The organism is Bradyrhizobium sp. MI1.10, from assembly GCF_055811035.1.
The window spans coordinates 1-12,207 of sequence record NZ_JBVVPN010000019.1; the positions used below are offsets into that span (position 1 = coordinate 1).

Sequence of the window (12,207 nt, forward strand, 5' to 3'; positions counted from 1 at the left end):
TTCACTCTCTCCTCAGCTATTCGAGGAGGGGCAATTCCTCGTGACGCAGAGGGGGCAGTTTGCCACGGCGCGCGACAGCGACGGTCGCGGGCATTGCCGCCAGCGGCCTGCTTGGGCTTGCAACCCTGTCGCTTAGTCCAACCCCAGCCAAGGCTGTGATTTACTGCCAGTACGTAGAATATCCCGCGGGTTGCGTTGCCCGGGCAGGCGTCGTGCTCAGGCCGCGCCCGGTGGCGCGCGCCGCAGTCCGTCATAACGCCGGTGGCAATGCGAATGGTGGCGTCAACCGCGTTGGAGCCGGGCGGTAAAGGCCGGTTTCGCAAGCCAGCAAGAAGCCGTCATCGTTTCGTCCCGGTGGCGGCTTTTCTTGGTCTGGCGGGGATAGTCACTAGTACCGCCGGGGCGGCATTAGGGCATGAAACACACTTGGTATGTCACTTTTGAAGTGCCGCCGGACGGCACACTGTCAAGGCGGCGACATCCGCGTCTAACGAACACGTTTGAAAGCGAAGCAGCAGCTAAGGATTTTGCGCGCACCAAATTCAACGACGGACTGATCGTCACTGCAGGGACTATCATCCCTCACTTTCCGAGAGTGTCGATCCCATCGACCGAAATCCCAACGTGGCTTGAAGCACCGAAACAAGTTGATCCAGATCAATAGCTAGGCCACGGACGCTGGTGACATGCTCTGACGGGGCAGCAACCGGGAGCCTGAACATGAATGAACGTTCGGAGCCGAAACAGGTCTGTCGTCGCAACGCACTCACTTTCCTTGGATACGCAGGGGTGTTTGGGCTTGTGGCTTCGTCCTCAATTTTTGCGGCCTCAGAGGCTGTTGCTCAAACCACCGCGCCAGCCGCCGCGCCTACTACGCCGCCAGCGGACGCGCCTAAGTCGGGTACGGAACGCCGCCAGGAGCGGCGCAGCGGGCGAACAGAGCGGCGGCAGGAGCGCCGCGCCGGCCGCACGGAGCGGCGGCAAGCACGGCGTACGGGACGCGACGAGCGACGGGACGCTCGCGACGGCACCCCGGCCGCCACGACGACCACCGAGCAAAAGAAGTAGTCCGTTCATTGCCAAGCACAGCTACCGGGCCACCTCAGCGTAGGCCCGGAAGGCCGTACAGCGCGCGGCCTATCGAAATCGGCTTCTCTCGGAAGGGGAGAAGAGGGGCTGAAGATTTCGGAATAATAGCAGTATGCACCTGTTTTGCCCGACGGCGCAACCGCTTTGCGAGCGCCTAAGCCCACGGATTTATCGGGCACTTAAGCCATTGATTCCGCTCGCCCCGGCTACTGTGCATGGGGTTGTTTTTCAGGTTTTTTTGACCCAAGGGCCGCTGGAGCGGTCCTCAGCTCTGCCGAAAGCCCATCCGGAAGGCGCCCCAGTGCTTGCCGTGGATCATGATCGGTGAGGACAGGTCCTTCATCAGCACGAACTGACCGCCGCCCATGTCGCGGCGATAGGTCTGCAGCAGGAACGGCTTGGTGTTGGCTGCGACCTTCTGCACCGCGCGATCGGTGAACAGGCGGCGGTTGCGGCAATTGGCATTATTCCAGACCGGATCCTTGCCCTGCGGCAGACGGTAGTTCGGGTTGTGCGTTGGCAGATAGCCGCCCTTGGCCCAGGCGACGCAGAACACGATGCGGGGATCGGACTTCTGAATCGGATCCTGGATCGCGGGCAGCACGCGGTCGGTGAAGTCGACATAGCCAGTGTTGTACTGCTTGGGATCGGTGCCGGGGATTTCCCGGTAATTCTCGTCCATGAACTGATCGAGCGTGATCTCGCCGCGGCCGATGGCGGCTTCGAACTCGTCGGAGATCCGCTTGGCGGTCTCGACCACGATGCGGATCAGCGGCGCATCCGACGTCTCGACGCCGCTGTCGGCGATCAGCGCGATCAGGCCTTCGGACGTGTCGAGCAGTTTGGTCACGCGCTGATCGGCGTTCTTGAGATCGCGCGAGGAGAGGTCGACGCCCTTGGCGAGCTCGTTGAGCTCGCTGATGACGGTGTCGCAATGTCCGAGATTGGAGGTCGCGGCGCGCGTGACGCTGCCGATCTCCGCTTCCACGGAGGCGAAGCCCTGCTGGACCCGCGAGATGATGCCGGAGATCCGCTGGGCGCCTTCGCCGGCCGTCTTCGCGCGCTGCGAGGCATCGCTGCTCTCGCCGATCAGGCCTTCGATCTGGCCGTCGAGATCGCGCACGGTGTCGGAGATCTGGTGTGTGGCCTGGCGGGTGGCTTCCGCGAGGTTCTTGACCTCGCTTGCGACCACCGCGAAGCCGCGGCCGGCATTGCCGGCGCGTGCCGCCTCGATGGTGGCGTTGAGCGCGAGCAGGTTGGTCTGCTTCGCGATCGCCTCGATCGAGCCGGACACTTTTGCCACCTGCGCCAGCGCGGAGCCGACGGCGCTGAGCCGCGCCTCGATCCGCTCCACCGCCGCGACGAGCTCGGAGATGTGGCTGACCGCGGCATCGACCGCGCCACGCGACTGCGCGATCTCGCCGACCGCCGCTGACGTGGTCGTCTGCACCGCCTGCGACGCATTGGCGATGTCGTGATTGGCCGAGACCATCGTCTCGGCGGTTTCCTGGAGGTGATGGAACCGCTCCGACTGGTTCGCGACGCGGCTTGCGACTTCCTGGACGTTGCCGGCGATGTCAGCGAGTTCCACGCCGAGGCCGCCGATGCGGTCGGCGAGCTGATCGATCAGCCGTTCGGAAAGTGTTCGGTTGGAGCCGGTGTCCAGTACTGCAAGTTGTACGACGGACATGTCTTGAGAGTCCTCCAGTCAGAGCCGTTCGCCGGCTCTCCGCGGCATTCCCATTCCAATTCCGGTCTTAAGAGGTGATTCGCGCGTTGGCGTCTTGCCTGAGCGCGCACTAGAGCTTGTAGGCCGTCCTGAATCCGCCCCAGTGCCGGCCCTGCACGCGGATCGGAACGTCGATCTCGCGCATCATCACCGTGTTGCCGTTGCCCATGTCGCGCGCATAGCTCTGCACCAGATACGAGCGCAGGTTGCGCGCGGCGGCCAACCCCGCCGGATCGTTGAACATCCGCCGGTTGCGGCTATTGGTCGTGTTCCAGGCGGCATCGCCCGGCCGCTGCGGATGCGAGTAGATTCTGTTGTGCACCGGCAGGAACCCGTTGCGATCGACCATGGCGCAGAACGCCAGGCGCGGGTCCTTTGCCAAAAAGGCTTCCTGGAACGCCGGCAGCGCGCGGTCGGCCCAGTCGAGATATTTGGTGCGGTACTGCTGCGGATTGGTTCCTGCGATCTCGACATAATCGGTGTCGAAGAGCTCGTCGATCTTCACCTCGCCGCGGGCAATCGCCTGCTCGAAGATTCCGGTCAGCGCGTTACCGGCCTCCATGGCGCGGGTGACGAACTCCGTATTTTCCTCGTGGATCGACCAGAGCCTGTCCTCGATCTTCTCGCGGAGCTCGGCATTGGGACTAACGAATTGCGCGCGGGCGCCGGCCTTGGATTGCTCGACTACGCGCAGGCGGCAGGCGCCGACGCCTTCGAGGGTGCCTTCGATCATGGCTTGCGATGCAAGGCGGCCCGCGTCCGCGCCGCCGATCAGCACGCCGTCCATCGCTATCTCGTAGACCGGCAGCACCCCGCGGGCGGTTTCGAGCTTGAGATGGCAGGGCAGCCGTTCGGTCTTGCGGCGGTCGTCGTGCTCGCTCTGGCGCAGCAGCACGGCGCAGCGCGATTTCAATTTCTGTGCGAAGGCGGTCACGGCCTTGCCTGCGCTGGCGACGTTCTCGCCGTGGCTCTCGGCCGCCTTGGTCGCGGCATCGATCTCGGCCGCGCTTTCGCCGACCGAGATGATGAACTCCGATGCGCTTGTCGCGTTGCCGGAGACTTCGCTGGTGGTGGCGTTCTGTTCGGCGACCGCGCCGTTGACGGTCTCGAAGACCGGGCGGATGGCCTCGATCGCCTGCGAGATGCGGTGCACCGCATCCGCGGAGCCGGCGGCGTCGCGCTGCAGCGCGTCGATCTTTTTGGTGATCTCCTCCGTCGCGCCCTGGGTCTGCACCGCGAGTGCCTTGACCTCGGTGGCGACGACCGCAAAGCCTCTTCCCGCAGCGCCCGCGCGCGCGGCCTCGATGGTCGAGTTGAGCGCGAGCAGCGTCGTCTGCCGTGCGATCTGTGCGATCAGATTGACGACGTTGCCGATGGCGGCCGAGGATTCGCGCAAGCGGTCGACATTGGCGCGGGCTTCCTGTGCCGCGGCGCTGGCCTCGTCGGCGAGCTTGCCGGCCTCGCGAACCTGGGCCCCGATGCCTAGCGCCGACTGGGTGAATTTGTCGGCGGCATGGGCGAAGGTGGAGGCGTTCGATTGCGCGGCGTTGGTCCGGCCGGTGAGGGCGTCGGTACGGTCGCGAATGGCGGCAAGCGTCGTGGCGGTCGCCTCGGCACCGCCGGCCACCGAATTGGCGGCGCGCTCGAGCTGGCGAATCATCGCGCCCAGCTCGAGTTCCAGCAGTTCCAGGATTTCTTTGGCCGAATCGCTTTCGACGGCCACGGCAGACTCGGAATGGGCCGCCGGCTGCGCAGCCTGCGGGGCGGCCGCAGTTGCAGCCATGTCCGGCAGACGCTTCCGAAATAGTCCGAACGCCATCAGCTCTCTCTTGTCGGGGGACGGTCGGGCGCTATTTTCGCAAGCTGGAATGAAATCAGGGTTAACGATGCCTGACATCTAGGCACGGGCCCGTACGGTGTTACCTTAAAGTCGTAGAGCCTCTTTCTTTCCAGTGGGGTGGCGGCCTATAAGGCCGCGCTTCCCACGCTCACCTTGGCGCACGATTCCCCTAGAGAAGATCACGCATGGCCGGACATTCCCAATTCAAGAACATCATGCACCGCAAGGGGCGGCAGGATGCCCAGAAGTCGAAACTGTTCGGCAAGCTGGCGCGGGAAATCACCGTCGCGGCCAAGCTGGGGACGCCCGACCCCAACATGAACCCGCGCCTGCGTGCGGCCATCACCGCGGCGCGCCAGGAGAACATGCCGAAGGACAATATCGAGCGCGCCGTCAAGAAGGCGCTCGGCAATGACGGCGAGAATTACGACGAAATCCGCTACGAGGGTTACGGCCCCGGCGGCGTTGCCGTTATCGTCGAGGCGCTGACCGACAACCGTAACCGCGCGGCTTCCGACATCCGCTCCTTCTTCACCAAGTCCGGCGGCAATCTCGGTGAAACCGGCTCGGTGTCCTTCATGTTCGATCGCACCGGCATCGTCGAATACGACCGCAGCGTCGCCTCCGACGATGCCGTGCTGGATGCCGCGATCGAGGCCGGCGCCGACGACGTGATCTCGAGCGAAGGCGGCCACGAGATCTACGCCTCGACCGAAGGCTATCGCGACGTCGCCAAGGCGCTGGAGTCCAAGTTCGGCGAGCCGCGCAAGGCCGCGCTAATCTGGAAGCCGCAGAACACGGTCGCGGTCGACGACGAGACCGGCGAGAAGCTGCTCAAGCTGATAGACCTGCTGAACGAGCACGACGACGTCCAGCACGTCTACGCCAATTTCGAGGTGTCGGACGCGCTGCTGGCGAAGATGGGCGGGTAGGGGCCACTTCCCCTGTTACTTCCGTTCTGTTTCTGTTTCCCCCACGGCAGCCAGCCGCTATCACTGGCTCATGACGACGCTCCCGATTCGTGGCCCCGTTCGCATCATCGGCATCGACCCTGGCTTGCGCCGTACCGGTTGGGGCGTGATCGAGGCTGAGGGCAACCGCCTGATCTATGTCGCCTGTGGCTCGGTAGAACCGCCGGACGATTTGCCGTTGGCGAGCCGGCTGCTCGCGATCCATGAGGGGCTCGCCGCCGTCCTGTCCGGTCACAAGCCGATGGAGGCCGCGGTCGAGCAGACTTTCGTCAACAAGGACGGCGTCGCGACGCTGAAGCTCGGCCAGGCCCGCGGCGTCGCCATGCTCGCGCCCGCGATGTTCGGCATCAGTGTTGCCGAATACGCGCCGAACCAGGTGAAAAAGACGGTGGTCGGCGCCGGCCACGCCGACAAGCAGCAGATCGCGATGATGCTCAAGATTTTGCTGCCCAAGGCCGATCCGCCGTCCGCGGACGCCGCCGACGCGCTCGCCATCGCCATCACCCACGCCCATCATCGCCAGAGCACCGCGCTGCGGCTGAAGGTGGCAGGCTTATGATCGGCAAGCTCAAGGGCCTGATCGATTCCTACGGCGAGGATTTCGTCATCCTTGATGTTGGCGGTGTCGGTTATCAGGTGCATTGCTCGACGCGCACGCTGCAGCATCTGCCCTCGCCGGGCGAGGCCGCCGTGCTGTCGATCGAGACCTATGTTCGCGAGGATCAGATTAAACTGTTTGGTTTCCGCAGCGACCAGGAACGCGAATGGTTTCGCCTGCTCCAGACCGTGCAGGGCGTCGGCGCCAAGGTCGCGCTCGCCGTGCTCGGCACGCTACAGCCGTCCGATCTCGCCAACGCGATCGCGTTGCGTGACAAGGCTGCGGTGACGCGCACGCCCGGTGTCGGTCCCAAGGTCGCCGAGCGCATCGTCACCGAATTGAAGGACAAGGCGCCGGCCTTCTCCAATGTCGATCCGGCGGTCGTGCACCTCGCCGGCGCTGTCGATGACCAGCGCGCCCCGCGGCCGGTCGCGGATGCGATCTCCGCACTGGTCAATCTCGGCTACGGCCAGCCGCAGGCTGCGGCCGCGATCGCATCGGCCTCGCGCAGCGCGGGCGAGAGCGCCGAGACCGCGCAGCTCATCCGGCTGGGCCTGAAGGAGCTGTCGAAGTGAATGCGGCCCGCGCCAATCCCGTCGCCGGTCTTTTTCGTCGCCTTTCGCGCGTGGCCGGTATCGTCGTGATCTTCTCCATTGTGGGGCCGCTGACGGTCGCCGCGCTGGTTTCGGTGATGGTGACCACGCTCGGGGCCGCGGTGCTGCAGATGTTTCTTGCGCTCGTCGAGCTGGAAGCACTGCGCACCCTGGTTTCGATCGCGATCGTGCTGCTGGCCATCGCCACGGTTCTCGCCTCGTTCCTTCCCGCAGTCGCCGCCGGCTTGATCTTCGCGCTTGCCGCGGTCTACGCCGACCTCAACATGATCTGGATGGCGTGGCTCGCCGCGGCCGTGGCCGCCGCCGGGTTCGTCGGGTTTGGCATGTTCGTTGTGCCCTCCGAAACCTCGGCGGTGATCTTGCCGAGTGTCCGTTCCGCGCCTGAGGCGCTGAAGCTTTCCGCCATGCTCGCCGTCGTCGCTGTCATCCCGGCGAGCCTGTGCTGGTGGCTCGCGAAACCGCTGCACCGTGTTATCCTGCCCGCATGAGCACGCCTCCCCGCATGGTCACGCCCGAGCGCCGCAGCGATGATGTCGGCGACACTGCGCTGCGCCCGCAATCGCTGTCCGACTTCGTCGGCCAGCAGCAGGCGCGCAAGAATCTGTCCATCTTCATCGAGGCGGCGCGCAAGCGCGGCGAGGCGCTGGATCACGTGCTGTTCGTCGGCCCGCCGGGCCTCGGCAAGACCACGCTGGCGCAGATCGTGGCCAAGGAGCTCGGCGTCGGCTTTCGCGCCACGTCAGGCCCGGTGATCGCCAAGGCCGGCGATCTCGCAGCACTCCTCACCAATCTCGAAGAGCGCGATGTGCTCTTCATCGACGAGATCCATCGCCTGAGCCCGGCAGTGGAAGAAGTGCTTTATCCCGCGATGGAGGATTTCCAGCTCGACCTCATCATCGGCGAGGGCCCGGCGGCGCGTTCGGTGAAGATCGAGCTGTCGAAATTCACTCTCGTCGGCGCCACCACCCGGGCCGGCCTGCTCACCAATCCCTTGCGCGATCGTTTCGGCATTCCGGTCCGGCTCAATTTCTACACCATCGAGGAGCTGGAAAGCATCGTCACCCGGGGCGCCCGCGTGCTCAACGTCGGCATGAGCGTGGATGGCGCCAACGAGATCGCGCGCCGCGCGCGTGGCACGCCGCGTATCGCCGGCCGGCTGTTACGCCGCGTGCGCGATTTTGCTTCGGCGGCCGATGCCGACAGGATCGATCGCAAGATTGCCGACCACGCGCTGAGCGCGCTCGAGGTTGACGCCGCCGGCCTCGATGCCATGGACCGCCGTTACCTCACGACCATCGCGCAGAACTATGGCGGCGGTCCGGTCGGCGTCGAGACGATGGCCGCCGCTCTGTCGGAGCCGCGCGATGCGATCGAAGACATCATCGAGCCTTATCTGATCCAGTGTGGCTATCTGCAGCGGACCCCGCGCGGCCGCCTGCTCACCTCGCACGCCTTCCGCCATCTCGGCATCAGCGAGCCCTCGCGCGATGCGGCGGCACAGATCGGCCTGTTCGGCACCGACGAGAGCGACGACTGATCTACGCAACTGCAGACTGCTCGCGCCGTCATGAATTTCCGGTGATCTCGTGCAGAGGGTCTGCACAAACCCACCCCATTTCCGCTCCAATAGGATCGCATCAAGAAGCCGCATCACGATCGGGCTGCCATGATCACGCGCCGTCATTTCTTCCGTTCCATCGGCGGCCTGTCCGCCCTCGGCGTATCGACCGCGGCCTATGGCGTCGGCGTCGAGCCGGTCCTGCGGCTTCGTGTCACCCGCTATCATCCGACGCCGCGGCAATGGCCCGCGGACTTTCCGCTGAAGATCGCCGTGATCGCCGACATCCATGCCTGCGATCCCTGGATGTCGCTGGAGCGGATCGATTCCATCGTCGAGCGCACCAACGCACTGAACGCGGATATCATCGTGCTGCTCGGCGACTATGTCGCCGGCTTGCACCAGGTCACGCGCATCATTCCGGCGAACGAATGGGCCAAGGTGCTGGCCGGTCTGAAAGCGCCGCTCGGCGTCCATGCCGTCATGGGCAATCATGATTATTGGGCGGACAGGACCGTGCAGCAGGTGGGGCACGGGCCGACGGTCGCGCATCGCGCGCTGGAGGCGGCCGGCATTCCTGTCTACGAGAACGACGTCGTGCGGCTCGCCAAGGACGGCCGCGCGTTCTGGCTCGCTGGCCTCGGCGATCAGCTCGCCTTTCTGCCGGCGCGCCGCTTCCGGAGCACGGGGCGCTTCGGCGCTGACGATCTCGACGCGACGCTTGCCAAGGCCACCGACGATGCGCCGATCATCCTGCTCGCGCATGAGCCCAATATCGCGCCGCGCGTGCCCGCCCGCGTCGCGCTGCAACTGTCCGGCCACACCCATGGCGGCCAGATCCGCCTGCTCGGCTGGTCGCCGGCAGTTTCGCGGCAGCATGGCCTGCGGCTCGCCTATGGTCACTTCCGGCTCAAATGCGACCTCATCGTTTCCGGCGGCCTCGGTTGCAGCCTTATGCCGGTCCGCGTCGGCGTGCCGCCGGAAATCGTCGAGGTGACGCTGGGGCGGGGGCCGGTGGTGATCTAAGGCATGGAATTCTGCATCAAATGATGCTATATTCGATGTAGAGGTGCCCCATGAGAACGACGATCGCGATAGACGACGAGCTTTTTGCCAAGGCGCAGGAATTTGCTGGCGTCAGCGAAAAGGCAGCCGTCGTTAGGGAAGCCTTGATAGCCTTCGTTGAACGGGAGGCCGCACGCCGTCTCGCGCGGATGGGAGGTACCGAACCCAACGCCAAGGCTCCGCCGCGCCGCCGGCCCAAGTGAAAGTCCTGGCGGACACGTCGATCTGGATCGACCACTTCCGCCGCACGGATGGACGGCTTGCTGGCCTCCTCGATCACGGTGACATCGTTATTCATCCGTTCGTGATCGGCGAATTGCTCCTGGGGCGCGTGTCGAAGGCTTCTGACATGCTTGATGAACTGAACCTCCTCCCTAAGGCGACGATCGCCAGCAATAGCGAAGTCTTAGAGTTTATCGTTAAGCGAAAGTTGTCCGGATTGGGCATTGGGTGTGTCGATGCCCACTTGCTCGCATCGACGATGTTGACAGTCGAGGCAACAATCTGGACACGTGACAAGCGATTGCTTGCGGCAGCTCGGTCGTTGAAATTGGCTGCCGATATCCAATGAGTACGCCGATGTCTCATCTCGACGGCGAGATCCGCGACGGCCGCCACCGCATGCAGGTCCGCGTCTATTACGAGGACACGGATTTCCCTGACTTGCCATTGTCGTAGTATGCAAACGTGCTGATCTCTCGCTCCTTGCTGCGGTTTTCGGGAAAAAGGTTCTTTCCGCAAAGCGCGGAGCTGTTCAGGTAGGGCGTATATTCGTAGGGCATCCGCTTGCGAACCGGATGCACTACTATGCATTCAATCAAGTTGCGGAAGGCAATGCGAGTTTCGATCGCCTTCGGATTGGTTTTGAGCGCGGTGATAAGCCTTCTAACCTCCGAGGAGTATCGGTCACTGAATTTCGGGCGATCGAAGCCAACTATATTTTCGCCGCCACCGCCCAGCAGCCGCAAGCGCTCTTCAACGCTTTCCCGCTCCAGGTCGCACTCATCGATCCGCTTGAGCAATTCGTCCGGCTTGCGGCGGCTATTTGCGATGGCATAAGAGAGGCGTTCGATCTCGGTAGTCAATACGCGGCGTCGATGCTCTAGCTTATTGTGTTCGCTACCATTGTTCCGATCGTTTTTGCGCTCCTCCTTCCAAGTACGCATCGCCTCTTCAATGGCTTTCGGCGAAAGCAATTTCACCTGGATTTTTTCGGAGGCATCCTCGAGCAGAACGTCCATATCAAAGCTACGGGTGTGCTCGCAGGTGCCCCGCTGATGCGCGCTCGCGCATGCCGCGCGCGGCGCACCGTTACGCGAGGATTGAGCGATTCGCATATGGCCATTGCAGACGCCACACCGGAGCACACCGGCAAGCGGGTGCTCATTGTTGCGCGGACTCACGGCGCGACGCCGCGGCTGGCCAGTCGGTCCGAACATAGACACCGCGCGCACCCTACGAACCTTCTGCGCTAGATCCCAGAGCCCTTGCGGAACGATCCGCAGCTCTGGCTTTTTGACGATAATGTGGCGTTCTGCCGGATTGCGGCGCTTCTGTTTCTTCTGCGTCTCTGGGTTAAGAATTGTCGAGCGAACGTTCCAATGTATCTCGCCGATGTATAGTTCGTTGCCGATAATGCCGCGACCATGCCGACCGCCTGTGATGCACTGATGGTTCCAGGTGGTGCGACCCGCCTTGTTCTTGTGACGAGTTGCCCCTGGTGAGGGCACGCCTTCGCGGGTGAGGTCAGCGGCGATAGTTCGGGTCGAGCGGCCCGCTGCATATTCTTTGAAGATGCGGAGCACAATCTTTGCTTCGTTCTCATCGATTACGCGCTCGCCGGGCGCGCCCGGCCTTGGCCGATAACCATAGGCGTATGAGCCCGGAATTCTTCCGTTCGCAACAGCGTTGTCATGGCCGCGCCGAACCTTTTCGGCGAGCTGCGGCTTGTAAATCGTGTTGTACAGGCTTGCGATGCTAATGTCAGTGGCGGTCGCGTAGACTCCTTTCTGATCCATCAGCTCAACGCCGTTGAACTCGAAAACCTGCTTGAGACGCTGGATGGTTGCGGGATCGCGCGACAAGCGGTCGAAATGCTCAACGACGACTACGTCAAACTGCCGGCTTCGCACACCGTTGAGCAAGCGCTGATAGCCGTCCCGCGCACCTTCGGTAAGACCAGATTTTGCGGCATCCACAAACTCGCCGACGACATCGAGGTTGTTGCGCAATGCGACCTTGCGGCAGAGTAACAGCTGACCGTCAATCGAGCTCGCCTTTTGCATGTCGCTCGAATAGCGCGCGTATATTACGGCCGTTTTCTTCGATGACGGTGTCGTCATGCCGGTCCTCTATCGGCTGCCCCGAGCCATGATTTTCATCCCGTGCGATCTGACGTCCGATGGCGCGCGCCAACTCAAACCAGATTTCCTCATTGTCCGGATTATCCCAGCTCTGAGGATGGGAGGGGGCAAGCGGTCGAATGGTCGCTCGTTGTCTTCGGAAAGATCGAATGCGGGTAGGCATTTGCAAACTCGCGAGCGGAAGCTAGCGTAAATTTCCGCGCTGCGCTACGGCCAAGCCGCAGCGATTACTCGCAACGCGTCCCTCATGCTGGCTTCGGCAGCGTCGAATGAAAATGAAATTCGTCAAGTGCCGCAGCGTGCGTGAGGGCATTCCTGGCGATGAGGCGCGTAGTCCAGAGCAGAAATGCTAAGCAAAGCGGAGTAAAAATACTGTCGGC

At 63.4% G+C, this 12,207-nt stretch carries 13 protein-coding genes and 1 pseudogene; 11 read left to right on the forward strand and 3 right to left on the reverse strand.

What is annotated here, in order from left to right; all coding sequences use genetic code 11:
• The first annotated feature begins 59 nt into the window (after nucleotides 1-59).
• Together AC0L3K_RS20485 and AC0L3K_RS20490 are read left to right on the forward strand one after the other, a co-directional pair.
• Nucleotides 60-308 carry a hypothetical protein gene (locus AC0L3K_RS20485; RefSeq protein WP_473366779.1) on the forward strand — a complete coding sequence of 83 codons (249 nt, stop codon included), beginning with the start codon at nucleotides 60-62 and terminating at the stop codon, nucleotides 306-308.
• A 107-nt stretch (nucleotides 309-415) separates the two neighbouring features.
• Entirely contained in the window at nucleotides 416-664 is a 249-nt protein-coding gene (locus AC0L3K_RS20490; RefSeq protein WP_007599964.1) for a hypothetical protein, read from the forward strand.
• A 690-nt stretch (nucleotides 665-1,354) separates the two neighbouring features.
• On the opposite strand, the gene AC0L3K_RS20495 is transcribed toward AC0L3K_RS20490, so the two are convergent.
• Together AC0L3K_RS20495 and AC0L3K_RS20500 are read right to left on the reverse strand one after the other, a co-directional pair.
• Nucleotides 1,355-2,779, reverse strand: a complete 1,425-nt coding sequence (locus tag AC0L3K_RS20495; RefSeq protein WP_007599966.1) for a methyl-accepting chemotaxis protein — start codon at nucleotides 2,777-2,779, stop codon at nucleotides 1,355-1,357.
• 109 nt (nucleotides 2,780-2,888) lie between these two features.
• The gene (locus AC0L3K_RS20500) at nucleotides 2,889-4,637 is read right to left on the reverse strand and encodes a methyl-accepting chemotaxis protein (RefSeq protein WP_473366780.1); all 1,749 of its coding nucleotides are present in this window, start codon (nucleotides 4,635-4,637) and stop codon (nucleotides 2,889-2,891) included.
• Nucleotides 4,638-4,843: 206 nt separating this feature from the next.
• Between AC0L3K_RS20500 and AC0L3K_RS20505 the strand changes: the two genes are divergently transcribed.
• The 9 genes and pseudogenes from AC0L3K_RS20505 to AC0L3K_RS20545 form a co-directional block, all read left to right on the forward strand.
• The gene (locus tag AC0L3K_RS20505) at nucleotides 4,844-5,590 is read left to right on the forward strand and encodes a YebC/PmpR family DNA-binding transcriptional regulator (protein WP_473366781.1); all 747 of its coding nucleotides are present in this window, start codon (nucleotides 4,844-4,846) and stop codon (nucleotides 5,588-5,590) included.
• A 70-nt stretch (nucleotides 5,591-5,660) separates the two neighbouring features.
• Complete coding sequence (gene ruvC, locus AC0L3K_RS20510) at nucleotides 5,661-6,188, forward strand: crossover junction endodeoxyribonuclease RuvC (protein ID WP_007599969.1); 528 nt, start codon at nucleotides 5,661-5,663, stop codon at nucleotides 6,186-6,188.
• The gene (gene ruvA, locus AC0L3K_RS20515) at nucleotides 6,185-6,802 is read left to right on the forward strand and encodes a Holliday junction branch migration protein RuvA (RefSeq protein ID WP_007599970.1); all 618 of its coding nucleotides are present in this window, start codon (nucleotides 6,185-6,187) and stop codon (nucleotides 6,800-6,802) included. The genes ruvC and ruvA overlap by 4 nt, the downstream gene beginning before the upstream one ends.
• Nucleotides 6,799-7,329 (forward strand): hypothetical protein, encoded by a 531-nt coding sequence (locus tag AC0L3K_RS20520; RefSeq protein ID WP_473366782.1) that lies wholly within the window; start codon nucleotides 6,799-6,801, stop codon nucleotides 7,327-7,329. Before ruvA ends, AC0L3K_RS20520 begins: the two co-directional genes overlap by 4 nt.
• Nucleotides 7,326-8,378 (forward strand): Holliday junction branch migration DNA helicase RuvB, encoded by a 1,053-nt coding sequence (gene ruvB, locus AC0L3K_RS20525; protein ID WP_219682864.1) that lies wholly within the window; start codon nucleotides 7,326-7,328, stop codon nucleotides 8,376-8,378. Before AC0L3K_RS20520 ends, ruvB begins: the two co-directional genes overlap by 4 nt.
• A 129-nt stretch (nucleotides 8,379-8,507) precedes the next feature.
• Nucleotides 8,508-9,425 (forward strand): metallophosphoesterase, encoded by a 918-nt coding sequence (locus AC0L3K_RS20530; RefSeq protein ID WP_219682863.1) that lies wholly within the window; start codon nucleotides 8,508-8,510, stop codon nucleotides 9,423-9,425.
• A 50-nt stretch (nucleotides 9,426-9,475) separates the two neighbouring features.
• On the forward strand, nucleotides 9,476-9,667 hold the full coding sequence (locus tag AC0L3K_RS20535) for a type II toxin-antitoxin system VapB family antitoxin (RefSeq protein WP_007599974.1): 192 nt from the start codon (nucleotides 9,476-9,478) through the stop codon (nucleotides 9,665-9,667).
• Nucleotides 9,664-10,035, forward strand: coding sequence for a type II toxin-antitoxin system VapC family toxin (locus tag AC0L3K_RS20540; protein ID WP_007599975.1), 372 nt, complete (start codon nucleotides 9,664-9,666; stop codon nucleotides 10,033-10,035). The genes AC0L3K_RS20535 and AC0L3K_RS20540 overlap by 4 nt, the downstream gene beginning before the upstream one ends.
• Nucleotides 10,032-10,121, forward strand: a pseudogene (locus AC0L3K_RS20545) (4-hydroxybenzoyl-CoA thioesterase); the annotation flags it as partial. The gene AC0L3K_RS20540 and the pseudogene AC0L3K_RS20545, both read left to right, overlap by 4 nt.
• On the opposite strand, the gene AC0L3K_RS20550 reads toward AC0L3K_RS20545, so the two are convergent.
• A complete protein-coding gene (locus tag AC0L3K_RS20550; protein WP_473366783.1) occupies nucleotides 10,103-11,806 on the reverse strand; it encodes a recombinase family protein in 1,704 nt (567 codons plus the stop codon). The pseudogene AC0L3K_RS20545 and the gene AC0L3K_RS20550 overlap by 19 nt on opposite strands.
• Nucleotides 11,807-12,207: the final 401 nt, after the last annotated feature.